We start from the raw sequence: 23,625 nt of genomic DNA on the forward strand, positions 1-23,625 counted from the left end.
AAAAAAAGATACAGGTATTTTTTTTAGTTAGTAGATTTAGTTTTAAACAGCGGTTGTTTTTCTTTTACCAGCACCTTTAATAGTGCATAAAAGTCTTTCTATTGTTCCTATACCTTAAGGACTCCAAAAGGTTAAAATAAATGCCCGCAGTACCCATTTATAGAAGCATGTAAAGATTTATCAGTAGTCATATTTCTAGTTAATAAAAAAATATAAATCTTTCTATGGAATTGGAATAAATTATAGATTAGGGGGGGGCGTACCATTTTATAGGAGAAAGTAAATGTTTAAAAAATGTATCTAATAGCTATCTAGAGACAAAATGAAAAGATTAACTATTAAAAACTTTTAACTACTTAATCCAATAACTGTGATAAAGTGTTTTATAACGCAACGGGAGGATTATGGTGGGATTAAATAGATTTTTATGTAAAAGGAGGCGAAGGGATAAGAGTGATAATTAGAGTGTTAGATCGTCATTTTAAAAAATAAGTAGGAGAGATGAGAAAGCGAATTTATAATCAACGCTAATCTAACCAATAGTTGTTGATTAGGGGGAGGAAGGTTGTTTAATAATAACAATAAAAGTTGTTGACATGACTTGTTTTAAATGTTATTATTATTGAGTCGCAAAAACTGTGATAAAAAATAAGCAAAAATGTTTGACCTAATAAGTTAAACATGATATACTAAAAAAGTCGCCAAAAGGGCGATGGAAAAGAAAATAAAAAAGTTAAAAAGTGTTTGACCTAATAAGTTAAACATGATAAACTAGAAAAGTCGCCAAGAGAGGTAGACAAGAAATCTTACAAAAAAAGATAAAAAAACATTTGACAGAAAAAGTCGAATGTGGTAAGATAAAGAAGTCGCCAAAAGGCGAGAGAAGTTCTTTGAAAACTAAACAGAACGTCAAGAATCATGAGCGAAAGAAATTTCGCAAGCTAAGGAAACAAACAATTATGGAGAGTTTGATCCTGGCTCAGGATGAACGCTGGCGGCGTGCCTAATACATGCAAGTCGAGCGAACCACTTCGGTGGGAAGCGGCGAACGGGTGAGTAACACGTAGGTGATCTGCCCATCAGACGGGGACAACGATTGGAAACGATCGCTAATACCGGATAGGACGAAAGTTTAAAGATGCTCCTGGCATCACTGATGGATGAGCCTGCGGCGCATTAGCTAGTTGGTGGGGTAAAGGCCTACCAAGGCGACGATGCGTAGCCGACCTGAGAGGGTGAACGGCCACACTGGGACTGAGACACGGCCCAGACTCCTACGGGAGGCAGCAGTAGGGAATCTTCGGCAATGGGCGAAAGCCTGACCGAGCAACGCCGCGTGAATGAAGAAGGCCTTCGGGTTGTAAAATTCTGTTATAAGGGAAGAAAGGTGATAGGAGGAAATGACTATCAATTGACGGTACCTTATGAGAAAGCCACGGCTAACTACGTGCCAGCAGCCGCGGTAATACGTAGGTGGCAAGCGTTATCCGGAATTATTGGGCGTAAAGAGCGCGCAGGTGGTTAATTAAGTCTGATGTGAAAGCCCACGGCTTAACCGTGGAGGGTCATTGGAAACTGGTTGACTTGAGTGCAGAAGAGGGAAGTGGAATTCCATGTGTAGCGGTGAAATGCGTAGAGATATGGAGGAACACCAGTGGCGAAGGCGGCTTCCTGGTCTGCAACTGACACTGAGGCGCGAAAGCGTGGGGAGCAAACAGGATTAGATACCCTGGTAGTCCACGCCGTAAACGATGAGTGCTAAGTGTTGGGGGTCGAACCTCAGTGCTGAAGTTAACGCATTAAGCACTCCGCCTGGGGAGTACGGTCGCAAGACTGAAACTCAAAGGAATTGACGGGGACCCGCACAAGCGGTGGAGCATGTGGTTTAATTCGAAGCAACGCGAAGAACCTTACCAGGTCTTGACATACCATTGATGCCTCTAGAGATAGAGGGTTTCCTTCGGGGACAATGGATACAGGTGGTGCATGGTTGTCGTCAGCTCGTGTCGTGAGATGTTGGGTTAAGTCCCGCAACGAGCGCAACCCCTGTCGTTAGTTGCCAGCAGTAAGATGGGGACTCTAACGAGACTGCCAGTGACAAACTGGAGGAAGGTGGGGATGACGTCAAATCATCATGCCCCTTATGACCTGGGCTACACACGTGCTACAATGGTTGGTACAAAGAGAAGCGAAGCGGTGACGTGGAGCAAACCTCATAAAGCCAATCTCAGTTCGGATTGTAGGCTGCAACTCGCCTACATGAAGTTGGAATCGCTAGTAATCGCGAATCAGAATGTCGCGGTGAATACGTTCCCGGGTCTTGTACACACCGCCCGTCACACCACGAGAGTTTACAACACCCGAAGTCAGTGGCCTAACCGCAAGGAGGGAGCTGCCTAAGGTGGGGTAGATGATTGGGGTGAAGTCGTAACAAGGTATCCCTACCGGAAGGTGGGGATGGATCACCTCCTTTCTATGGAGAAAGAGACGTTCTGTTTAGTTTTGGGAGAATTTCGATTTTCCTAGAATTGATCTTTGAAAACTAGATATCTTCTGAAGAAGAAAAGTTAAGTAATAAAGGGCGCACGGAGGATGCCTAGGCACTAGGAGTCGAAGAAGGACGCGACAAACGGCGAAACGCCTCGGGGAGCTGTAAGTAAGCAAAGAGCCGGGGATATCCGAATGGGGAAACCCGCTAGTGGTCATACGCTAGCACCGTATGGTGAATCAATAGCCATAGAGGAGACAGACCCAGGGAACTGAAACATCTAAGTACCTGGAGGAAAAGAAAGAAACATCGATTCCCCAAGTAGCGGCGAGCGAACAGGGAGGAGCCCAAACCGGAGTAATCCGGGGTAGAAGGACCTTCAGAAATGACTGAACATGATAGCCGAATGGTCTGGGAAGGCCAACCGGAGGGGGTGAGAGTCCCGTAGGTGAAATTGTGTGAAGCAGGGAAGGGATCCTGAGTACGGCGGGACACGAGAAATCCCGTCGGAAGCAACGAGGACCATCTCGTAAGGCTAAATACTACCTAGTGACCGATAGTGAACCAGTACCGTGAGGGAAAGGTGAAAAGAACCCCGGAAGGGGAGTGAAAGAGAACCTGAAACCGTGTGCCTACAACTAGTCAGAGCCCGTTAAAGGGTGATGGCGTGCCTTTTGTAGAATGAACCGGCGAGTTACGATATCGTGCAAGGTTAAGTTGAAGAGACGGAGCCGAAGCGAAAGCGAGTCTGAATAGGGCGAGGAGTACGATGTTGTAGACCCGAAACCGTGTGAGCTAGCCATGAGCAGGCTGAAGGTCAGGTAACACTGACTGGAGGGCCGAACCAGGGCACGTTGAAAAGTGCTTGGATGACTTGTGGCTAGGGGTGAAATTCCAATCGAACACGGATATAGCTGGTTCTCTCCGAAATAGCTTTAGGGCTAGCCTCGATAAGAGTCTACTGGAGGTAGAGCACTGAATGGGTGATGGCCCCACCTCGGGGTACTGATCTCAATCAAACTCCGAATGCCAGATAGATATGATCGGGAGTCAGACTGTGGGTGATAAGGTCCATGGTCAAAAGGGAAAGAGCCCAGACCGCCAGCTAAGGCCCCCAAGTGTCCGTTAAGTGGAAAAGGATGTGGAGATGCACAGACAACTAGGAGGTTGGCTTAGAAGCAGCCATCCTTTAAAGAGTGCGTAATAGCTCACTAGTCGAGTGACTCTGCGCCGAAAATGTACCGGGGCTAAACGGACCGCCGAAGCTGCGGATTGACACGAAGTGTCAGTGGTAGGAGAGCGTTCTAACAGCGGAGAAGCAGTACCGGAAGGAGCTGTGGAGCGGTTAGAAGTGAGAATGCCGGTGTGAGTAGCGAAAGATAGGTGAGAATCCTATCCATCGAAAGCCTAAGGTTTCCAGGGGAAGGCTCGTCCGCCCTGGGTAAGTCGGGACCTAAGGTGAGGCCGAAAGGCGTAGCCGATGGACAACAGGTAGAGATTCCTGTACCACTTAATAAACTGAAGGAGTGACGGAGAAGGCTAAGTTGAGCGTGTGAATGGATTCACGTGTAAGCAGTGAGGTGGTCATGTAGGCAAATCCGCATGGCGAAACATTGAGCTGTGATGCCGAAAGCCCGCAAGGGTGAAGTCAGCTGATGTCACGCTTCCAAGAAAAGCTTCTAGGGATAATTTATTAGGTGCCCGTACCGATAACCGACACAGGTAGGCGAGGAGAGAATCCTAAGATGAGCGAGAGAACTCTTGTTAAGGAACTCGGCAAAATGACCCCGTAACTTCGGGAGAAGGGGTGCTTGTGAAAGCAAGCCGCAGTGAAAAGGCCCAGGCGACTGTTTATCAAAAACACAGGTCTCTGCTAAACCGCAAGGTGATGTATAGGGGCTGACGCCTGCCCGGTGCTGGAAGGTTAAGAGGAGAGGTTAGCGCAAGCGAAGCTTTGAATTGAAGCCCCAGTAAACGGCGGCCGTAACTATAACGGTCCTAAGGTAGCGAAATTCCTTGTCGGGTAAGTTCCGACCCGCACGAAAGGCGTAACGATCTGGGCGCTGTCTCAACAAGAGACTCGGTGAAATCATAGTACCTGTGAAGATGCAGGTTACCCGCGACAGGACGGAAAGACCCCGTGGAGCTTTACTGTAGCTTGATATTGAGCACTGGTGACACATGTACAGGATAGGTAGGAGACGAAGAGACCAGGACGCCAGTCTTGGAGGAGTCGCTGTTGGGATACTACCCTTGTGTTACTGGGGTTCTAACCCGTGGCCATGAGCTGGTCAGGGGACAGTGTCAGGTGGGCAGTTTGACTGGGGCGGTCGCCTCCCAAAGAGTAACGGAGGCGCCCAAAGGTTCCCTCAGAATGGTTGGAAATCATTCGAAGAGTGTAAAGGCAGAAGGGAGCTTGACTGCGAGACCTACAAGTCGAGCAGGGACGAAAGTCGGGCTTAGTGATCCGGCGGTACCGAATGGAAGGGCCGTCGCTCAACGGATAAAAGCTACCCCGGGGATAACAGGCTGATCTCCCCCAAGAGTTCACATCGACGGGGAGGTTTGGCACCTCGATGTCGGCTCATCGCATCCTGGGGCTGTAGTCGGTCCCAAGGGTTGGGCTGTTCGCCCATTAAAGCGGTACGCGAGCTGGGTTCAGAACGTCGTGAGACAGTTCGGTCCCTATCCGTCGTGGGCGTAGGAAATTTGAGAGGAGCTGTCCTTAGTACGAGAGGACCGGGATGGACACACCGCTGGTGTACCAGTTGTTCTGCCAGGAGCATAGCTGGGTAGCTACGTGTGGAAGGGATAAACGCTGAAAGCATCTAAGCGTGAAGCCCCCCTCAAGATGAGATTTCCCATTCGAAAGAAGTAAGATCCCTTGAAGACGACGAGGTAGATAGGTCAGGAGTGGAAGTTTGGTGACAGATGAAGCGGACTGATACTAATCGATCGAGGACTTAACTAAATAGGAAAGGCAAAAACGAGCGGTTATCACAGGCAGAAAGTGAAAAGAACTGAGGAATCACGAAGGTGATGAACAGTTATTGAACTTTACCACTGTGATGCGAGAGTTGCCGGACAAGAGGAAGTAAGCAGAAGATATCTAGTTTTGTGAGATTGATAAGATCTGACAGAAGGTCTAGTGATAAGGGCAAGGAGGGCACACCTGTTCCCATACCGAACACAGAAGTTAAGCTCCTTAGCGCCGAGGGTAGTACGCAAGTGCGAGAGTAGGACGTCGCTAGGCCATAAATAAAAAGCCTCAATAGCTCAGTTGGTTAGAGCACTTGACTGTTAATCAAGGGGTCCTAGGTTCGAGTCCTAGTTGGGGCGCCATTAAAAAATGGCCCGTTGGTGAAGCGGTTTAACACCCATGCCTTTCACGCATGCATACACGGGTTCGAATCCCGTACGGGTCACCATTAAAGATAAAAGCGGAGGATTAGCTCAGCTGGGAGAGCATCTGCCTTACAAGCAGAGGGTCGGCGGTTCGAGTCCGTCATCCTCCACCATAAATAGCCGGAATAGCTCAATTGGTAGAGCAACTGACTTGTAATCAGTAGGTTGCGGGTTCAAGTCCTGCTTCCGGCACCATATAACAAAAGAATACGGTGGGGTAGCGAAGTGGCTAAACGCGGCGGACTGTAAATCCGCTCTCTGAGAGTTCGGCGGTTCGAATCCGTCCCCCACCACCACTTAAGAATGGGCTATAGCCAAGCGGTAAGGCAACGGACTTTGACTCCGTCATGCGCTGGTTCGAATCCAGCTAGCCCAGCCAATGATGTCCTGCTAGCTCAGTTGGTAGAGCATCTGACTTTTAATCAGAGGGTCAGAGGTTCGAGTCCTCTGCAGGACACCATTTTGAAAAAGGCGCGTGCCTGAAATAACGATATGCCTGGGTGGCGGAACTGGTAGACGCACAGGACTTAAAATCCTGCGGGTGGTGACACCCGTGCCGGTTCGATTCCGGCCCTAGGCACCAACTAAATAGCGCCCATAGCTCAATTGGATAGAGCGTTTGACTACGGATCAAAAGGTTAGGGGTTCGACTCCTCTTGGGCGCGCCATAAAAAACGGGAAGTGGCTCAGCTTGGTAGAGCACCTGGTTTGGGACCAGGGGGTCGCAGGTTCGAATCCTGTCTTCCCGACCATTAAAAAAGAAAAAGAGAATGGGGACTTAGCTCAGCTGGGAGAGCGCCTGCCTTGCACGCAGGAGGTCAGGGGTTCGATCCCCCTAGTCTCCACCAATTAAATAAGTATCATGTTAGTATCATGGCGGAGTAGCTCAACTGGCTAGAGCGTACGGTTCATACCCGTGAGGTTGGGGGTTCGAGTCCCTCCTCCGCTACCAAAAATAGGACCGGACCCTTAGCTCAGTTGGTTAGAGCTATCGGCTCATAACCGATCGGTCGTAGGTTCGAGTCCTACAGGGTCCACCACTTTTCATACATTATTCGGAGGAATACCCAAGTCCGGCTGAAGGGATCGGTCTTGAAAACCGACAGGGCGTGAAAGCGTCGCGGGGGTTCGAATCCCTCTTCCTCCGCCATATTAAAATAAATAAACATCGCGGGGTGGAGCAGTTGGTAGCTCGTCGGGCTCATAACCCGAAGGTCGCAGGTTCAAGTCCTGTCCCCGCAACCAAAAGGTCCAGTGGTGTAGCGGTTAACATGCCTGCCTGTCACGCAGGAGATCGCGGGTTCGATTCCCGTCTGGACCGCCATTTAAATAATAAATAAAAGGCTTGGTAGCTCAGTCGGTAGAGCAAAGGACTGAAAATCCTTGTGTCGGCGGTTCGATTCCGTCCCAAGCCACCATGATGGAGGATTAGCTCAGCTGGGAGAGCATCTGCCTTACAAGCAGAGGGTCGGCGGTTCGAGCCCGTCATCCTCCACCATAAAAGTCCTGCTAGCTCAGTTGGTAGAGCATCTGACTTTTAATCAGAGGGTCAGAGGTTCGAGTCCTCTGCAGGACACCATTCATAATGCGGGTGTGGCGGAATTGGCAGACGCGCTAGATTTAGGCTCTAGTACCTTTGGTGTGCAGGTTCAACTCCTGTCACCCGCACCATTATAGTAAAATAAGGTAATCTTTATTATAGTATTATCTTTTTTTATTTTAGAGAATAAATACCATTGCATATAAAAGAAACTGGTTATAAACCAGTTTTTTTTAGGCTCTTTGTCAAATCGTGTGGGTGAATAAAATCTATACATGTAATCAAGAGGAATTAGGCCATTCTTTAGACGGCTTGGTTCCTCTTCTTTTTTTGTTCAAAAGTGTATTTATGAATAATCAAAATTCTTGCTTTGAAATGGTAGAAACTACGGTATCCGAAGGCAATACGTTTAATGACTTTAATGTTATTGTTAATTCCTTCGAGTACTCCATTGGTATAAGGAGTTTCGATAGTATTTTTGACATAATCTTGATAATGAGTGAGTGTTTTTAAAGCTGTTTTCATTTCGTGTGAAAGCAGGTCAGAGGGGTGTTGAATGGCATGATGAAATATTTCAAGGTTACGAAGTTTAATAGCCTGTTGGACAGTTTGGTAGAAATCATAAGTCTCCTTTAGTTCAGGGTCTAGGGCTAATAAAAAGTCAATAATTTCTTGTTGAGAGATCATCTTTTTGAAGCAGTTGGAATAGAAGTAATGAGTGGCATTAAGATCTTCTTGGGCTTTTAAGAGAAGTCGCCAATAATGTTTGAATTTATTATAAAACTCTTTATTTTGATTCATGAAACGAATGCGTGTTTTATTAAGAGCACGAGAGACTAGTTGAACGATATGAAATTTATCTAAAACAATCTTAGCCTTAGGGAATACCTCTTTAATGAGTGTCATATAAGGGGCGTACATGTCAATGACGACGTGGGTTACACCTTCACGAGCTGCTTTAGAAAATCGCATAAAATAAGTCCTTAGTGTACTTAAGCGACGGTCTTCAACGATATCAATTAGCTTTCCATTGGACGCATCACAAAAAATGAAGGACATTGCTCCCTCGGCCGATTTAACCGACTTAAACTCGTCAAAACAAAGAACTTTTGGGAGAGAATTAAAGGGAAGCGGCTGTTCTTCATAGGAAGAATGAATGACGCGGTTAACGGTTGAATGAGAAACGTTAAGCTCACGTGCAATATCTGTTTCGGATTTCTTATGACTAGCTTCTAAAAAGATGGCTTGTTTTACGGGAGTGGAAATAAAACAATTAGGGTTAACAAGAGATGTTTCTAGGGTAAATGTTCGGTCACAATGACGGCATTTATAACGTTGTTTTTTTAAGTCTAGATAAGCATCAAATCCGGAAATTTTGACTAGCTTAATACGTGAAGTTTTGAAGCCGTGTTTAATGATATTTGAGTCAAAAGAATGACCACAGTGGTAGCAATGAGTCGGTTGAAAAGAAAGAGTCCCTAAAATAAGTTTAGAACGAACATTCTTAATCTGAGTTTCCTGGATACAATTTTCTGAAAAAGTAATATTTTTATCTTTTAAATCAAGTAAAGTTGAGATACAATTAGTATGAGACATAAAACCAATCCTTTCGTGTTGTTTTAGCCGATTACATTGTATAGGATTTTGGGGACTATGTCTCTTTTTTTTGTCTCAATATTTATGGCAATCAAAAAGGTGTGAGTAATCCCACCCACACCAAAAATTATAGAACCTAAAAAAGATAAGTTTTTAAAACACTCAATAAAAGTTAGATTATTGTAAAAGTCTTTTCTAATCCTATACCAGTGTATAACCCAAAAGATCAGAATTGATTTATATCGTCTAGGGGGTCAGGATTATATGAAGATACAGTTCTGTTTCGGAATAATGTCTTTGATTAAATCACGCGTATTAGAATGCAAAGCTTTTTTCTTCTTGTAAGTCCTCTCAAAAATAAGGGTTAATTTTTATTTAATTAATTGAGGCGAGTATGATGCTAGTCATGAAAAGTAGTATATAATATATACATTTAAGTAATAATATGTAGGATTTCTTTTTTCATCACATTGTTATGATAAAATTTATTATATTACTTTGATTAACTTAAAATTTAATATTATTTGTATTGACTTTCTTTTATTTTAACTATATAATGATATTAGTAATTATTACTGATAATAAAGGAGGAAATAAGAATGTCTTTAATCAATACTCAAGTTAAAGAATTTGCAGTACAAGCATATCATAATGGGGAATTCAAAGAGGTAACTTCTGAATCAATTAAAGGAAAATGGTCAGTATTTTTCTTCTATCCAGCAGACTTTACATTTGTATGTCCAACTGAATTAGGAGATTTAGCAGATAGCTATGCTAAATTCCAAGAAATCGGATGTGAAATTTATTCAGTATCAACAGATACTCATTTCGTACATAAAGCATGGGCAGATGCTACAGAAACAATCGGTAAAATTAAATACCCTATGTTAGCTGACCCAACAGGAACTTTAACTCGTAACTTTGAAGTTATGATCGAAGAAGAAGGATTAGCATTACGTGGAAGCTTTGTAGTAAATCCAGAAGGTGTAATCAAAGCGTATGAAATCCATGACAATGGAATTGGACGTAACGCGGAAGAGTTATTACGTAAAGTTCAAGCTGCTCAATTCGTTGCTGAACATGGTGATCAAGTATGTCCTGCAAAATGGCAACCAGGTGCAGAAACATTAACTCCAAGCTTAGACTTAGTAGGTAAATTATAAGATATAATTTCAAAATAAAAAGAGAGCATTATGCTCTCTTTTTATTTTGAAAATTAATATATAATGAATAAGATGACTAAATTTTCTTGTTATACGTTAGTGTGTTTAAGTTTAGAGTTGATAAAGAGAATCGTAACATAATATATAATTACGATAATTTAATTTTTATTTTTATAACAATTGATACTTAATCTTGTTATAATGTTAGGTGTAATTATTTTATTTCGGAGGATGAATTTGTGAAACGTTTGGATATATATTTAATTATTGCAGTTGTTGCAATTACCAGTTTTTTGTTTATACAATTTACATTACAATCAGAGGATAATCAGGAAGTGATCATTTCCGTAAAGGGAGAAGAATATGGTCGTTTTAAGCTAGATGGCAAACACACTGTTTTAGATATTGAAACAGAATTGGGATATAATAAGGTCATTCTAGATGATAATGGAGTTCGTATTGAAGAGGCTGACTGTCCTGATCATGATTGTGTAGAAATTGGTTTTATTCATCGTTCGGGTCAAAGTATTATCTGTGCACCGCATCAATTAGTAATAGAGATTGTAGGGAGTAGCGATGCAGATTTAGATGGAATTTCGATTTAGGGACATATATCTTAACATGAATAAAGGGCGGTGTATTAGGTGAACAATGTTGTCAAATTAGAAAATGTATGTTTTGGTTATGAGGACGGCAATGAAGTATTAAAGAATTTTAATTTAACTATTAATGAGGGGGAGTTTGTTACTATTTTAGGCCATAATGGATCAGGTAAATCGACACTATCTAAATTATTGGTAGGATTACATGAGATTCAAGGGGGGAAAATAATAATTGATGGACAGCCCTTAACGGAAAGTAGTGTTTTTGATATTCGTCAAAAGGTTGGGATTGTTTTTCAAAACCCAGATAATCAATTTGTTGGTTGTACGGTCCGTGATGATATCGCATTTGGGTTAGAAAATAAATGTGTACCCTATGAGGAAATGGACAATTTGGTTAACAAATATGCTCAAGAGGTAGGTATGGGGGACTTTTTAAATTTTGAACCGCATTATTTGAGCGGGGGGGAAAAACAGAGGGTAGCTATTGCAGGGGTTTTAGCATTAGGGGCTAAAATTATTATTTTAGATGAAGCGACAGCAATGTTAGATCCTCAAGGACGTGAGGATATGATGAAATTGATTCACGAATTAGTAAAGAATCGTGATAAGACGATAATTATGATTACTCACTATTTAGACGAGGCTATTCATAGCGATCGGATCATTGTCATGAATGAAGGAAAAATAATTTTAGAAGGGAAACCTAAGGACGTATTTAAGGAAAAGGAACTATTAGAGTCGGTTAAGTTAGACGTTCCGTTTGCAGTAAAGGTATCTTATGAGTTAACAAAAAGGGGAGTTTTGAGCGAGATTGTTACAAGTGATGAGGAGTTGATGAATGAGTTATGCAAATTAAATTTGAATCTGTAAATCATATATACAATGCAAATACTCCTATGGAGCGTAGAGCGTTATATAATATTGAATTTGATGTACCTAAGGGACAATTTTTAGCTATTATTGGACATACAGGATCAGGAAAATCGACACTTATTCAACACATGAATGGGTTATTAAAACCTAGCAGTGGAAACATCAAGGTCGGGGATAAAGTTATTAAATCTGATGACAAGAATAGAGACTTAAGGGAAATAAGGCAGCATGTAGGTTTGGTTTTTCAGTTTCCAGAGTATCAGTTATTTGAAGAAACAATTGAACGGGATATTATATTTGGTCCGATGAACTATGGGGTATCTGAGGAAGAAGCTATACGACGTGCTCATGATGTTATACAGATGGTTGGACTAGATATAGAGATGTTAGGGAGGTCGCCGTTTAATTTGAGTGGCGGACAAATGCGGCGAGTGGCCATTGCTGGAATACTTGCCATGGATCCAGATATCCTAGTTCTAGATGAACCTACTGCTGGGCTTGATCCACGAGGGCAATTTGAGATAATGGAGATGTTTTATAAATTGAACAAAGAATATGGGAAAACAATTGTATTAGTTACCCATGATATGGATTTGGTTGCAAAATATGCGGAAGAGGTAATCGTTATGAATAAGGGGGTACTAACGATAAAAGGTACTCCAAAAAATGTTTTTAAACAAGTGGATTTATTAAGAACGTGTGGAATAACGTTACCTATTCCATCCCAAAATTATTATAAATTATTAGAGCGCTTGAATGTAGATGTAGATAATTTACCATTAACTGAAGAAGAGTTTATTGGACAAGTTGAAAGCTTATTAGGTGGGGGGGAATAGTTGTTGAATAGTATTGTGATAGGGAGGTATTTCCCCGGATATTCATTGTGGCATAGACTAGATGCTCGTTCTAAAATTTTAGCTACTTCATTTTTCGTCCTTTCATGTTTTTTTACAGATAACTGGTTATTTATGATTTTATTGTGTGGTTTAGAGTTATTGGTCATGAGGTTAACAAAAATACCAATAAATTACTTTATTAAAAGTTTAAAACCAATTATTTTCTTTATTGTATTGACATTTTTTTTACAAGTATTTTTTAATCATCAAGGAAATGTTATATTTTCATTAGGGCCGCTTAAGATTTATGATAAAGGGTTGAATCTAGGTCTTTATATGAGTATAAGATTAATAATTGTAGTAATTATTTCAACTCTTTTAACTTTAACTACGCGACCGTCTGATTTAACCTTAGCCTTAGAATCATTATTTAAGCCGTTAGGAAGGATTGGAATTCCCGTAGCCGAAATTGCATTAATGATTTCGATTGCTTTAAGGTTTATCCCTACTTTATTTGAGGAGACACAAAAGATATTAAAAGCACAGGCATCACGAGGTGTAGATATTAGTGAAGGAAACTTTAAAGATAAAGTAATACAATTAATTTCTTTATTGGTACCCTTATTTATCTTATCGTTTAAACGAGCTGATGAATTGGCAAATGCTATGGAAGTGAGAGGGTATGTTCCGGGTCGTCCACGTACGAGCATTAATCAATTAAGATGGAGGATACCGGATACAATATTAATTTTAATTTCTATTGGTTTATTTTTAGGAGCAATTATTTTTTAAGGTGGAATTTTATGAAGAGAATTAAATGCACAGTATCTTATGATGGTACGTTATTTAATGGTTATCAGAGACAACCAGGACAAAGGACGGTACAAGGTGAGATTGAATCAGCTCTTAATAAGATCTGTAAACAATCAGTAACAATTCATAGTTCCGGAAGAACCGATGCAGGGGTTCATGCTTATGGACAAGTTTTTCATTTTGATAGTGATCTTAGCATGGATGGGGGGCGTTACGCTAAAGCGTTGAACTCGATTTTACCTGAAGATATTTATGTATTAGATAGTCAGGAGGTTCATCCAGATTTCCATTCTCGTTACCACGGTAAGGTAAAGGAGTATAGATATAAGATGTCTTTAAACGAATATAATCCGTTAAACCGTCATTATGTCTATTATCATCGCCGTCCACTAGATGTGGAGAGAATGAGAGAGGCCATGGGATATTTATTGGGAACACATGATTTTACTTCTTTTTGTGGAAATTTGGACGAGGTAAATAAAGAGCGAACAATTTATAAAGCAGAGCTATTAGATGATGAGGGTGAGCTAACCTTTATCTTTGTTGGTAATGGTTTTTTACGCTATATGATTCGTATTATGGTTGGGACAATGATTCAAGTTGGTGAGGGACGTAAACTTCCAAACGATATAAAACATATCCTAAGCATGAAGGATCGTCGTTTAGCTGGTCATACGGCAAAGCCACAGGGACTTTATTTACACCGTGTTGAGTATCCGGAGGAGGTTTTAGTTGTTCCGTCGAAAAAAATAGAATAAAAATTATCTAAGTAGAAAAATGTATGAGATGTCGATAAATAGGGTAAAATGAAAACATAAATATTAGGTCTTTGTTTGTTTATCAAAGAGTTTATGTTATAATTTATAGTAGATAGGGTGAGAAAAGGGGAGCAACGAGTTATTTGTTGAATTATACAGGAGGCAAATATGGCACTAAAATTCATAAATAAATTATTTAGTCGGCAAAATCATCCGACTCAAAGCATGATTCAACCGAACGATGCTTTAAATCTAGAGGATTTATCGAAATATATGCAAGTCATTACAAATAAAGAGACGACAGGATACAAGGGGTTAAGAAGAGCATTTGAGGAAAAATTACCTGTTCAATTGACAGTAGCTGATGATAATGGTGATTCATTTGAAGTTGCAGGAACGATTTCTCATTATGATGAGCATTACGAACAACTCTTGGTTATTACGGACTCTACATTAAAACGGGTAGTATTTAATCAAATTTTAGATGTTAAAATTTCAGAAGAATAGTTAGTGGTTATCCTTATTCGCTAACTATTCTAAAGATAAAAAAGGAGTTCATAGGTTACATGACTCTTTTTTTTTATCATTATAGGGGAGTAAAAGAAGAGAGGAAGACGCGAATGTTTATTCAAAAGGGGATTTAGGACTGTAAAAAGTAGGATTAAATGAAAAGGAAAATAAAGCGGTTACGACGAATATTAGATGGTTCATTAATTTTTTAATAAAAAGCGTTCATTTTAAGAAAGAGACAAATTTCTTTAAAATTATAGTCATCTATGAGATAATGTTGATTGATATTTATTCATTTAGAAAAGGAGCATAGACGATGAGCGGATTATTTATTACGTTAGAAGGCGGGGAAGGTGCCGGAAAGACTACAGTTGCATATTCAGTAATTGAAAAATTATCTTCGGTTGGAATCAAGGCTATTTATACACGCGAGCCTGGGGGAATTAAAATTGCTGAAAAAATTCGTGAGATTATTTTAGATCCTAATCATACGGAGATGGATTGTCGTACAGAGGCTTTACTTTACGCTGCTGCGCGTCGTCAACATCTGGTAGAAAAGGTTAAACCGGCAATGGAAAATGGATATGTTGTATTATGCGATCGTTTTGTGGATAGTTCTATTGTATATCAGGGGTATGCACGTGGAATAGGTATGGAAGAAGTACTTAAAATGAATGAGTTTGCAATTGAAGGGTTTATGCCTAATTTAACTATATTCTTTGATATTGAGCCAGAAGAAGGACTAAAACGTATTGCTAGAAACCATCAAAGAGAGGTTAATCGTTTGGATTTAGAAGACTTATCGTTTCACCGACTAGTTTATAATGGGTATAAAAAACGGGCGGTAATGGATTCGAATCGTATCGTATCAATAGATGCTACGCAGTCAGTTGATGAAGTATCCAATGAGGTATTTAATTTAATTATTGGACAGCTGAAAGATTAGATAAATTCACATGAAAAGGGATGGTCTCTGTGCATGGATGGGAAAGATTTTTAGAGGATCAATCAAAGATAACGCGTTTTATTGTTAATAGTTATCTAAAAAATCGTCTGGTACATGCATACATTTTAGAAGGGGCAAAAGGGATAGGAAAGTTGTCGTTCGCTAAAAATTTTGCTAAAATGTTATTATGTGAATCAGATGATAGAATTTGTGGTAGTTGTAGAAGCTGCCAATTGATTGAAAGCGAAAAACATGTGAATGTTTACATGATTCGTCCTGAGGGAAATAGTATAAAGAAGGAACAAATACAGGCTTTACAAGCTGAGTTTTCGAAGAAGGCTGCGGAAAATGCTCCTAAGGTATATATTATTGAAGATGCTGAAAAAATGTCCGTTAGTGCCGCGAATAGTTTATTGAAGTTTTTAGAGGAGCCGATGAAAAACACTTATGCGCTTTTATTAACGGAGAATAAGGAGATGCTCTTACCGACTATACGTTCGAGAGCCGTCGTTTTAACATTTACGCCAATGTCGCGCGAAAAATTGATTGAACAGTATAAATCTGTCGGAATTCACCAATACGCATCTATTTTGGCCTCGTTAACTCAAAGTTTGAATGAAGGGATTAGATGGTCCGAATCTGAACAATTCAGTTCTGTCGTTAGTCTTGTTCTAAAAACTGAAGAGTGCCTTTTAAAGATGAAGATGGATCCCTCGATTATATTGATTCAAAATCCAGAGATATTTAAGAATAGAGAATTTCAATTACTATATTTAAATCTTTTAATCATTTATTATAAGGATGTATTAAAAATCAAGCTAGGCAAGAATGATGACTTATCATTTGAAGCCTATAAGACATCCTTATGTGAGAGTTCCGAGGTAAACACGATAAGCGACTGTTTAAGAAAGATACAGATTATTTTAGATACAGAGAAACGATTAAGAGCAAATGCGAATGTAGTGCTTTGCTTTGATCAATTATTTTTGAGAATGAAGGGAGGAATTGAAGGATGCAATATGCCGTAGTAGGAGTACAGTTTAAACAAGTAGGAAAGAAATATTTTTTTGATCCTAATGGATTCTCTCCACAAAAAGGGGATTACGTATTGGTTGAGACTATCCGCGGAATGGAATTTGGAACAGTGGTGATTGAACCAAGGCTGGTTGATGAAGAGGATGTATTTTTACCTTTAAAACCTGTATTACGAATTGCAACCGAAGAGGATATTCAAAAACATAAACAGAATAAGGCGGATGAATCTTATGCGATGGAGGTTTGTAATCAATTGATTACAAAGAATAAGCTAGAAATGCAACTCTTAGGGTGCGAGTATACGTTTGATCGCACAAAGTTAATTTTTTATTTTACAGCTGAGGGAAGAGTCGACTTTAGACAATTAGTGAAGGATTTGGCCTATACATTTCGTTTGCGGATTGAACTTCGTCAAATTGGTGTGCGTGATGCCGCGAAAATGATTGGAGGACTAGGACCTTGTGGTCGTGTTTTATGTTGTACATCCTTTTTAGGTGAATTTGCGACGGTGACTATCAAAATGGCTAAAAATCAACAGTTATCGCTTAATCCATCTAAGATTTCAGGTATCTGCGGAAAACTTCTATGTTGCCTAAAGTATGAGAATGAAACTTATGTTGAATTAATGAAAAGATTACCTGATGTAGGAAATAGAGTTTTAACGGAGCTAGGCGAGGGACGAGTACGTTCTATTAATATGATTGCCGAAACTGTTATTGTGGAATATAAAGATACAATTAGAAAGCATGATGCATCAGAAATATTAAAAATATTAGATCGCAAAGTAAAGAAAGATGATCATAAAATTGATCCAGAATTAAAACAGTTAATGGATTAAGTTGGCTATGTAATGTAAGAAAAAGATTTAGATGAAGGGCTTATCGAGGGGGAAATTCTTCTATAGAATAGAGAATTTCCCTTTATAAGTATAATAAATATGTTGGAGGGTATTTAAGATGTCAGGTAAAGAGTACTTGTTAAAAGAAAATGAAGTTTTAAATGATTTATTAGGGTACGATGGTTTAAAGATTATCCAACATCCTGAAATGTTTAATTTTTCATTAGATTCGACCCTTTTAGGAAATTATGCCACATTAAATAAAAATGCTCATAAGGTTGTTGATTTGTGCACAGGTAATGCCCCGATTCCTTTATTTTTATCCCTTCGTAATTCAAACATTAAAATTATAGGGGTTGAAATTCAGGATGTTTCCCACGATTTAGCTAGTCGTAATGTGGCCGTTAACGGTTTAGAGAATCAAATTGAAATTATAAAAGGTGATTTAAAAGGGATTAATGAGAAAATCGGAAGATTTTCTTATGATGTTGTAACGTGTAATCCTCCTTATTTTAAGGTCAATCCCGATAGTAATTTGAATAAAAATGATTACTTAACTATTGCCCGTCATGAGGTATTAGCCACACTCGATGATGTAGTGAAGGAGGCCTCATTGTTGCTTAAACAAGGGGGGAGATTTGCAATGGTTCATCGCCCAGATAGATTGATTGATATTATAGAAACATTTAGAAAATATAAATTTGAACCCAAACGAATGAGATTAGTATATCCGCGTATTCATCGGGAAGCAAACGTACTTTTAATCGAGGGAATTAAAGGGGGAAAGGCCGGAAACCTTCGAATTGAAAATCCTTTATTCGTTTATGAAAATGAAACAAGTGTTAATTACAGTCAAGAAATTTTAGATTTATTTATGTTGGGTAAGAAAGAAGAGGCGTCTCAATAAAGGGCGCTTCTTTTTTATGGTAAAAAATTAGTTATAAACTCTTAATAGATGGATAAACTATCAGTAGGTGATAGAATGTGAAACGATCAATTGCATTAATAACTTTAGCCATAATAACATTTCTCGTTTACTGTTTAAGCTTTTACTATTCATCCGTTGTGGATAGCGTTGCGATTGCGACGGGGAGCCTGGTTTATATAGGGCTTTCTGTACTCTCTATATTAGTCTGGTTAATTATCTTTATTTATTCTGATTCAAAAAACAAACTTCCGTGGTTATTTGTAATCGCGTTATTTCCCGTGTTAGGTTTAATTCTATATATAATGGTCGGAAATGGATTTAGAGAGACTTATAGGTACCATCGACGAATGAAACAATTGGGGGATGACTACCTTAGTCCGGTTTGTGATTTTGACCATTCACAAGTTAAAACGGTGTTGAGCGATGAAGCTTGCAGACTTGTTAAACTAAATAAAATGACTGCTATAAATGATATTTCCTTTCGTTCTAAAACACGTATTCTTACAAATGGAGAGCAAAAATTTCCCGTTTTATTAGAGGCGATTAAAAATGCCCAACAGTTTATTTTCTTAGAATATTATATTTTTCATAGCGATGAGATGGGAATGCGTGTTGTTAATGCACTAATTGATAGAGCTCAGGCCGGGGTAGAGGTGAGAGTTTTAATTGATGCTATGGGTTCTTCAAAGAGAATGTCGCAGTCAACCATCTCGTTAATGAGACGGTCTGGAATTAAATTTGCAGAATTTGATCCTGTGTGGATCCCAATTTTATCGAATAAAATAAATCACCGGAATCATCGAAAAATATTAGTAGTTGATGGAAAGGTGGCAATTACTGGCGGAATTAACATTGGGGATGAATATATCCACCGTTCGGTTAAGTTTGGATTTTGGAGAGATACATCCATTTTAATAGAGGGAGAAGCAGTGCATGATTTTTCTGTTTTATTTGCAGGTGATTGGTTCTTTGCAACAGGGGAACGCCTAGAAGATGAACGTTATTTTTATTTTACTAAATGTGAGGAGGATGGCGGCGTCCAGGTCGTGGATTCTGGTCCAACATCAGCCATCGCACCCATAAAGCAAACTATTTTTCGGATGATTATGGATGCTAATCAAAGTATCTATATGATTACTCCCTATTTAATTCCTGACTTTGATGTCATTATGGCTTTAAAAAATGCTGCCTTATCGGGGATTGATGTCAGAATTATTGTTCCTGGAAGACCGGATAAGAAATTTGTCTATTATGCTACACAATCTTACTTTGAAGCATTGTTAGCTGTAGGGGTTCGTATTTATACTTATGATGGTGTATTTTGTCATGCTAAAGTCGTCATTGTAGATGGGAAAATAGCAACGGTTGGAACGGCTAATTTAGATATTAGAAGTTTTTATTTAAATTTCGAGGTGAATGTGATGCTATATGAAACGCAATCTATTCAATCTCTATTGAATGATTTTAATATTGACTTTTCTCGATCAACTGAAATAATTTATCAGGATTGGAAAAATAGATCGATTAAAGATCGGACGTTACAATCTTTAGCGCAGTTGTTTTCCGCAGTTATGTAGAAAGGATGAGGTTTAAATGATAGCAAATACCCATCGATTAATTGGAGAATTTCTGTATAATCAGTTATCTCCTACTAATCAAAATCATATTCATAAAGAATGGTTCATTTATGGAAATATTAAACCTGATATTAGTCAGAAATACTTAAGGATGAGCCATTATTATCGGGATAATAGGGAAATTATTTTTTCCATGCTCAATCATTTACTGACACATCCGGTTAGTGTGAAACATTTTTCTGAACATTTGGGGGTCATTATTCACTTTTTCTGTGATTACGCGTGTGTTTACCATGCAAACGACTATTTATATGAACATCATTCATTAGCAAAACATATAAAATACGAAGTTAAATTACACCGATATGCCAAAATTAAATTTCAAAAAATGGATCCCGTAAAAGCTATTCCTTTCAAGAATGTTCAAGAGATTCAGTACTATGTTTCTGAGTTAACTCGTGGTATGAATGAGGTTCCGTTAATAAGGAGTGTATCGCAAGATTTCGAAGATATGGTGGTACTTGCTTTATCAGTGATGCAATATGTGATAACACACTTTGAATTTAATAAATTACTCGTGACTGATTATCCAAAAAGGAGTAAAATTTAGTATAATAGAAAGTATTAATTAATAGATGGAGTGACTTATATGGAGATTCAAAAAAGCTTTAAACAAGAGGGTGCGAGTTTATACTTAGTAGCGACCCCTATTGGAAACTTAGGAGATATGACCCCTCGTTGTATTGAAACATTAAAATCTGTAGATTTAATTGCGGCAGAAGATACGAGACATACTAAAAAATTATGTCATGCTTTTGAAATTGAGACTCCTTTAACTAGTTATCATGAACATAATAAGGATTCGAAAGGCAACCAAATAATCGCATTACTCGAAGAGGGGAAAAATATAGCCCTGGTGAGTGATGCGGGATTGCCATGTATTTCGGATCCAGGTTATGAAATTGTTGCAGACGCGATTAAGGCAGGTTACGCTGTTGTTCCTATTCCTGGTGCAAATGCAGCCTTGTCCGCACTAATTGCTTCGGGTCTCGTTCCCCAACCCTTTCTTTTTTATGGGTTTTTAAACCGCGTTAAATCAAAGAAGAAAAAGGAATTAGAGGATTTAAAATATCAACCTTTTACAACAATCTATTACGAATCGCCACATCGTATTAAGGAAACTCTTCAAGTTATGTTAGAGATTCTTGGAAATCGACGTGTTGTGATTGCCCGAGAGTTAACTAAGCAGTATGAGGAGTTTATTCGTGGAACTATACAAGAAATTCTTGAGGTGGCGGATGAATTACGTGGCGAGATGGTTGTTATTGTTGAAGGAACGACCGAGAAGAAAGAAGAGGTTGTCTGGTGGCAAGATTTAGATATCATTGAGCACGTAAATTACTACATTGAACAGGGCCATAGTCCTAATGAAAGTATTAAACGTGTTGCTAAAGAACGTAAACTAGCAAAAAATGAAGTTTATCGTACATTTCATATAAATTAGTACAGTGATTAGGGGAGAGGTGAAGCGTATGCAAGAGTTTTATCGTGATACATGGGCGGAGATCGATTTAGACGCTATCGCTTATAATGTAAAACAAATTAAAAGAATACATCCGACAAAATCACTTTTTGTTGTTGTAAAGGCAAACGGATATGGTCACGGGGATGTAGAAGTGTCTAAAGTAGCAATAGAGGCAGGAGCAAATTGTCTAGCAGTTAGTGGATTAGATGAGGCATTACGTCTACGTCAATCAGGAATTGAAGTCCCAATCTTAGTCCTGGGAATGACTCGCCTAAAAGATGTTCCATTGGCAGCCCGCCATAATATCTCATTGACCGCTCATGATAAAATGTGGATTAACCAATTAGTACAATTGCCATTAAAGGAAAAGATTAAGGTTCATTTAAAAGTTGATAGTGGGATGCATCGGCTAGGGTTGATGGATAGTGATCAAGTTAAAGAATGTTATGAGGACCTTTGTCGAGCTTCAATGGTTGAGATTGAAGGTATATTTACGCATATGGCGACAGCGGATTGTGATAGCGAGTATTTAGATTACCAAATCCGTCAGTTTAGGCATCTCATCAAGGAATTAGATTTAACGGGTGTCAAATACGTTCATTTAGAAAATACTGCAACACTATTACAAAAAGAATTTCAATTTGATCACGGAATTCGTTTGGGTCTAGGGCTTTATGGTATTAATCCGGATGAAGACTTCATTCCAATTTCATTTGACCTAAAACCTGCCTTAAAATTATTTTCTAATGTTGTACAAGTAAAAAAAATTAAAAAGGGAGATAAGGTAGGCTATGGTGCGACCTATGAGGCTTCTGAGGACGAATGGATTGGTGTAGTTCCTATTGGATATGCCGATGGATGGATTAGACTACATCAGGGAAGAAATGTGATTGTTAATGGAGTTGAGTGCGAAATAGTTGGTCGGGTGTGTATGGACCAGATGATGATTCGTTTGCCGAATCCTATTCCAATGGGAACAGTTGTCACCCTAATTGGTGAAGGAATGCCTGTAGAGCGTGTCGCACGAGAAATTGGAACGATTAGTTATGAAATCTTATGTTTAATTAGTGATCGCGTTCCTCGAGTTTATAAGAAGGATGGTAAAATTATAGCCGTAAAAAAAATGAGATTTGAATAGAATCTATCGAAAAATTAGCTGTTCCCTATACACAACCAAAAGACAATGAAGTATAGAAGAAAGTTTTTTTATGGTCTTAAAATTTTGTCTTTTATGATTGAAACTCAGGATGGATATTGTGGCGGTTTAATCCGAGAGTGGCATTACATGAAATATAAAAGCATTGATCATTGTATATTTTAGTGGGGGATAATTTATGAAAAACGGGAAATAGGTAGATTAGAAGGGGTTATTAAGGATTTCATTTATCCATAAAAAAACTGACTTGTTAGATTGTTTGAATGACGAATCCATACAAGTCAGTTTTTTTTATGTAATAGTGAGCTTGAGTTTAAAAGAAAGACAACTATATCAGTTTTTATATGAATGATCATATTCCAATTATTTTATTTTTGGATAAGTTAATGAAAGAGGGGGATATTTTGAGTGTATCTAGATATCTTTCTTTTTTCATATAGTTATCTTACTTTAGTGATAAACGTTTATAGATTTGTGGCAAATTATTCAGAGTGGCATTAATTTTATAAGATGCATTTTCTTTATGGATATGAGCGGTTAATAAATTATCTTCAAAGTGATAATTTTCAATTTCATAACCCTCACAATGAATATCATAAAGAAGTTGGCTGAAGGGATAGTTTTTTAAATCCTTCTTATGAAAATAATAAATATAGGGCTGGTTGACGACGAGTCTTTCGGTACGTTTAAGTTGTTTGAGGTTGTGAATTGTATTTAGTCGGCGCTGAGCAATATATTTATTGGGGTAAAAAAGGGCAGCGGCAATCTCACTGCTGATGGGCAAATGTGCAAGACAATATTCAATGAGGGTAATATCTCTTTGGGTAAGTTGTCCTTTTACATTTTTCATATTAATTCCTCCCTAACAAGAAAAAGTGTACCAAATAACTTATGTCGAAGTGTAGTAAAACTATTTTTTCGTATGTATACTTAAAATAATATGTTAATGTATAGGAGGAATTCATGGAAAATTTACAAAAAATGCTAGTGATTTCTCGAATATTGGGGATTTATTTTTACGCATATAAAATTA

At 38.9% G+C, this 23,625-nt stretch carries 17 protein-coding genes, 20 tRNA genes and 3 rRNA genes; 38 read left to right on the forward strand and 2 right to left on the reverse strand.

The features are described 5' to 3' along the window. Positions 1 to 956 precede the first annotated feature (956 nt). From AC6I0I_RS01415 to AC6I0I_RS01525, 23 genes are all read left to right on the forward strand, one after another. Positions 957 to 2,473 (forward strand): 16S ribosomal RNA (locus AC6I0I_RS01415). A gap of 92 nt (positions 2,474 to 2,565) precedes the next feature. Beyond that, a 23S ribosomal RNA gene (locus AC6I0I_RS01420) occupies positions 2,566 to 5,459 on the forward strand. Between the two features lie 173 nt (positions 5,460 to 5,632). Next, a 5S ribosomal RNA gene (gene rrf, locus AC6I0I_RS01425) occupies positions 5,633 to 5,741 on the forward strand. Together the 16S, 23S and 5S rRNA genes with 20 tRNA genes alongside form the textbook arrangement of a ribosomal RNA operon. 12 nt (positions 5,742 to 5,753) lie before the next feature. Further along, positions 5,754 to 5,830, forward strand: a tRNA-Asn gene (locus AC6I0I_RS01430). Between the two features lie 9 nt (positions 5,831 to 5,839). Beyond that, positions 5,840 to 5,916, forward strand: a tRNA-Glu gene (locus AC6I0I_RS01435). Between the two features lie 14 nt (positions 5,917 to 5,930). Continuing rightward, a tRNA-Val gene (locus tag AC6I0I_RS01440) sits at positions 5,931 to 6,006 on the forward strand. Between the two features lie 6 nt (positions 6,007 to 6,012). Continuing rightward, positions 6,013 to 6,088, forward strand: a tRNA-Thr gene (locus tag AC6I0I_RS01445). Positions 6,089 to 6,104: 16 nt separating this feature from the next. Next, positions 6,105 to 6,189, forward strand: a tRNA-Tyr gene (locus AC6I0I_RS01450). An 8-nt stretch (positions 6,190 to 6,197) separates the two neighbouring features. Next, a tRNA-Gln gene (locus AC6I0I_RS01455) sits at positions 6,198 to 6,272 on the forward strand. 5 nt (positions 6,273 to 6,277) lie between these two features. Continuing rightward, positions 6,278 to 6,353, forward strand: a tRNA-Lys gene (locus AC6I0I_RS01460). A gap of 34 nt (positions 6,354 to 6,387) precedes the next feature. Then, positions 6,388 to 6,476, forward strand: a tRNA-Leu gene (locus tag AC6I0I_RS01465). 8 nt (positions 6,477 to 6,484) lie between these two features. After that, positions 6,485 to 6,561, forward strand: a tRNA-Arg gene (locus AC6I0I_RS01470). Between the two features lie 7 nt (positions 6,562 to 6,568). Beyond that, positions 6,569 to 6,645: transfer RNA gene (locus AC6I0I_RS01475), tRNA-Pro, on the forward strand. Positions 6,646 to 6,665: 20 nt separating this feature from the next. After that, positions 6,666 to 6,741, forward strand: a tRNA-Ala gene (locus tag AC6I0I_RS01480). A gap of 27 nt (positions 6,742 to 6,768) precedes the next feature. Beyond that, positions 6,769 to 6,845: transfer RNA gene (locus tag AC6I0I_RS01485), tRNA-Met, on the forward strand. Between the two features lie 11 nt (positions 6,846 to 6,856). Continuing rightward, positions 6,857 to 6,933 (forward strand) — tRNA-Ile (locus AC6I0I_RS01490). Between the two features lie 17 nt (positions 6,934 to 6,950). Beyond that, positions 6,951 to 7,043: transfer RNA gene (locus AC6I0I_RS01495), tRNA-Ser, on the forward strand. Between the two features lie 19 nt (positions 7,044 to 7,062). After that, positions 7,063 to 7,138: transfer RNA gene (locus tag AC6I0I_RS01500), tRNA-Met, on the forward strand. A gap of 3 nt (positions 7,139 to 7,141) precedes the next feature. Further along, a tRNA-Asp gene (locus tag AC6I0I_RS01505) sits at positions 7,142 to 7,217 on the forward strand. Between the two features lie 18 nt (positions 7,218 to 7,235). Next, positions 7,236 to 7,311 (forward strand) — tRNA-Phe (locus AC6I0I_RS01510). A 4-nt stretch (positions 7,312 to 7,315) separates the two neighbouring features. Further along, positions 7,316 to 7,391, forward strand: a tRNA-Val gene (locus AC6I0I_RS01515). A 5-nt stretch (positions 7,392 to 7,396) separates the two neighbouring features. Then, positions 7,397 to 7,472, forward strand: a tRNA-Lys gene (locus tag AC6I0I_RS01520). An 8-nt stretch (positions 7,473 to 7,480) separates the two neighbouring features. Next, positions 7,481 to 7,564, forward strand: a tRNA-Leu gene (locus tag AC6I0I_RS01525). A gap of 172 nt (positions 7,565 to 7,736) precedes the next feature. Here AC6I0I_RS01525 and AC6I0I_RS01530 read toward each other — a convergent pair. Further along, positions 7,737 to 9,029, reverse strand: coding sequence for an ISL3 family transposase (locus AC6I0I_RS01530; RefSeq protein ID WP_497993649.1), 1,293 nt, complete (start codon positions 9,027 to 9,029; stop codon positions 7,737 to 7,739). A gap of 599 nt (positions 9,030 to 9,628) precedes the next feature. Here AC6I0I_RS01530 and ahpC point away from each other — a divergent pair. The 15 genes from ahpC to alr all read left to right on the forward strand — a co-directional run bounded on the left by ahpC (position 9,629) and on the right by alr (position 22,574). Beyond that, the gene (gene ahpC, locus AC6I0I_RS01535) at positions 9,629 to 10,192 is read left to right on the forward strand and encodes an alkyl hydroperoxide reductase subunit C (RefSeq protein WP_161832663.1); all 564 of its coding nucleotides are present in this window, start codon (positions 9,629 to 9,631) and stop codon (positions 10,190 to 10,192) included. A gap of 239 nt (positions 10,193 to 10,431) precedes the next feature. Beyond that, positions 10,432 to 10,797, forward strand: coding sequence for a NusG domain II-containing protein (locus AC6I0I_RS01540; RefSeq protein WP_161832664.1), 366 nt, complete (start codon positions 10,432 to 10,434; stop codon positions 10,795 to 10,797). Positions 10,798 to 10,836: 39 nt separating this feature from the next. Further along, positions 10,837 to 11,667 carry an energy-coupling factor transporter ATPase gene (locus AC6I0I_RS01545; protein WP_161832665.1) on the forward strand — a complete coding sequence of 277 codons (831 nt, stop codon included), beginning with the start codon at positions 10,837 to 10,839 and terminating at the stop codon, positions 11,665 to 11,667. Next, positions 11,643 to 12,506 (forward strand): energy-coupling factor ABC transporter ATP-binding protein, encoded by an 864-nt coding sequence (locus AC6I0I_RS01550; protein ID WP_161832666.1) that lies wholly within the window; start codon positions 11,643 to 11,645, stop codon positions 12,504 to 12,506. The genes AC6I0I_RS01545 and AC6I0I_RS01550 overlap by 25 nt, the downstream gene beginning before the upstream one ends. 3 nt (positions 12,507 to 12,509) lie before the next feature. Further along, entirely contained in the window at positions 12,510 to 13,298 is a 789-nt protein-coding gene (locus tag AC6I0I_RS01555) for an energy-coupling factor transporter transmembrane component T family protein (protein ID WP_161832667.1), read from the forward strand. Between the two features lie 11 nt (positions 13,299 to 13,309). After that, positions 13,310 to 14,077, forward strand: a complete 768-nt coding sequence (gene truA, locus AC6I0I_RS01560; protein ID WP_161832668.1) for a tRNA pseudouridine(38-40) synthase TruA — start codon at positions 13,310 to 13,312, stop codon at positions 14,075 to 14,077. 168 nt (positions 14,078 to 14,245) lie between these two features. Then, entirely contained in the window at positions 14,246 to 14,584 is a 339-nt protein-coding gene (locus tag AC6I0I_RS01565) for a YolD-like family protein (RefSeq protein WP_161832669.1), read from the forward strand. Between the two features lie 319 nt (positions 14,585 to 14,903). Continuing rightward, a complete protein-coding gene (gene tmk, locus AC6I0I_RS01570) occupies positions 14,904 to 15,533 on the forward strand; it encodes a dTMP kinase (protein WP_161832670.1) in 630 nt (209 codons plus the stop codon). A 29-nt stretch (positions 15,534 to 15,562) separates the two neighbouring features. Beyond that, entirely contained in the window at positions 15,563 to 16,561 is a 999-nt protein-coding gene (gene holB, locus AC6I0I_RS01575; RefSeq protein WP_161832671.1) for a DNA polymerase III subunit delta', read from the forward strand. Beyond that, complete coding sequence (locus tag AC6I0I_RS01580; protein WP_161832672.1) at positions 16,546 to 17,406, forward strand: PSP1 domain-containing protein; 861 nt, start codon at positions 16,546 to 16,548, stop codon at positions 17,404 to 17,406. The genes holB and AC6I0I_RS01580 overlap by 16 nt, the downstream gene beginning before the upstream one ends. A gap of 118 nt (positions 17,407 to 17,524) precedes the next feature. After that, positions 17,525 to 18,313: a tRNA1(Val) (adenine(37)-N6)-methyltransferase gene (locus tag AC6I0I_RS01585; RefSeq protein WP_262951087.1), complete on the forward strand. Its 789-nt coding sequence runs from the start codon at positions 17,525 to 17,527 to the stop codon at positions 18,311 to 18,313. Positions 18,314 to 18,390: 77 nt separating this feature from the next. After that, on the forward strand, positions 18,391 to 19,911 hold the full coding sequence (gene cls, locus AC6I0I_RS01590; RefSeq protein ID WP_262951088.1) for a cardiolipin synthase: 1,521 nt from the start codon (positions 18,391 to 18,393) through the stop codon (positions 19,909 to 19,911). A 16-nt stretch (positions 19,912 to 19,927) separates the two neighbouring features. Beyond that, entirely contained in the window at positions 19,928 to 20,521 is a 594-nt protein-coding gene (locus AC6I0I_RS01595) for a zinc dependent phospholipase C family protein (protein WP_262953444.1), read from the forward strand. Between the two features lie 39 nt (positions 20,522 to 20,560). Then, positions 20,561 to 21,415 carry a 16S rRNA (cytidine(1402)-2'-O)-methyltransferase gene (gene rsmI, locus AC6I0I_RS01600; RefSeq protein WP_161832676.1) on the forward strand — a complete coding sequence of 285 codons (855 nt, stop codon included), beginning with the start codon at positions 20,561 to 20,563 and terminating at the stop codon, positions 21,413 to 21,415. 28 nt (positions 21,416 to 21,443) lie between these two features. Next, entirely contained in the window at positions 21,444 to 22,574 is a 1,131-nt protein-coding gene (gene alr, locus AC6I0I_RS01605) for an alanine racemase (protein ID WP_161832677.1), read from the forward strand. A 463-nt stretch (positions 22,575 to 23,037) separates the two neighbouring features. Here alr and AC6I0I_RS01610 read toward each other — a convergent pair whose 3' ends face one another. Continuing rightward, positions 23,038 to 23,442, reverse strand: coding sequence for a hypothetical protein (locus AC6I0I_RS01610; RefSeq protein ID WP_161832678.1), 405 nt, complete (start codon positions 23,440 to 23,442; stop codon positions 23,038 to 23,040). Positions 23,443 to 23,625 lie beyond the last annotated feature (183 nt).

The organism is Turicibacter sp. St.80E1, from assembly GCF_059728495.1.

What these genes read in the sequence shown, in the direction of transcription:
- ahpC (WP_161832663.1), top strand. Translation starts at nt 9,629, where the DNA reads ATGTCTTTAATCAATACTCAAGTTAAAGAATTTGCAGTACAAGCATAT.
- alr (WP_161832677.1), top strand. Translation starts at nt 21,444, where the DNA reads ATGCAAGAGTTTTATCGTGATACATGGGCGGAGATCGATTTAGACGCT.
- rsmI (WP_161832676.1), top strand. Translation starts at nt 20,561, where the DNA reads ATGGAGATTCAAAAAAGCTTTAAACAAGAGGGTGCGAGTTTATACTTA.
- AC6I0I_RS01550 (WP_161832666.1), top strand. Translation starts at nt 11,643, where the DNA reads ATGCAAATTAAATTTGAATCTGTAAATCATATATACAATGCAAATACT.
- AC6I0I_RS01530 (WP_497993649.1), bottom strand. Translation starts at nt 9,029, where the DNA reads ATGTCTCATACTAATTGTATCTCAACTTTACTTGATTTAAAAGATAAA.
- AC6I0I_RS01565 (WP_161832669.1), top strand. Translation starts at nt 14,246, where the DNA reads ATGGCACTAAAATTCATAAATAAATTATTTAGTCGGCAAAATCATCCG.
- AC6I0I_RS01585 (WP_262951087.1), top strand. Translation starts at nt 17,525, where the DNA reads ATGTCAGGTAAAGAGTACTTGTTAAAAGAAAATGAAGTTTTAAATGAT.
- AC6I0I_RS01610 (WP_161832678.1), bottom strand. Translation starts at nt 23,442, where the DNA reads ATGAAAAATGTAAAAGGACAACTTACCCAAAGAGATATTACCCTCATT.
- AC6I0I_RS01595 (WP_262953444.1), top strand. Translation starts at nt 19,928, where the DNA reads ATGATAGCAAATACCCATCGATTAATTGGAGAATTTCTGTATAATCAG.
- AC6I0I_RS01580 (WP_161832672.1), top strand. Translation starts at nt 16,546, where the DNA reads ATGCAATATGCCGTAGTAGGAGTACAGTTTAAACAAGTAGGAAAGAAA.
- truA (WP_161832668.1), top strand. Translation starts at nt 13,310, where the DNA reads ATGAAGAGAATTAAATGCACAGTATCTTATGATGGTACGTTATTTAAT.
- tmk (WP_161832670.1), top strand. Translation starts at nt 14,904, where the DNA reads ATGAGCGGATTATTTATTACGTTAGAAGGCGGGGAAGGTGCCGGAAAG.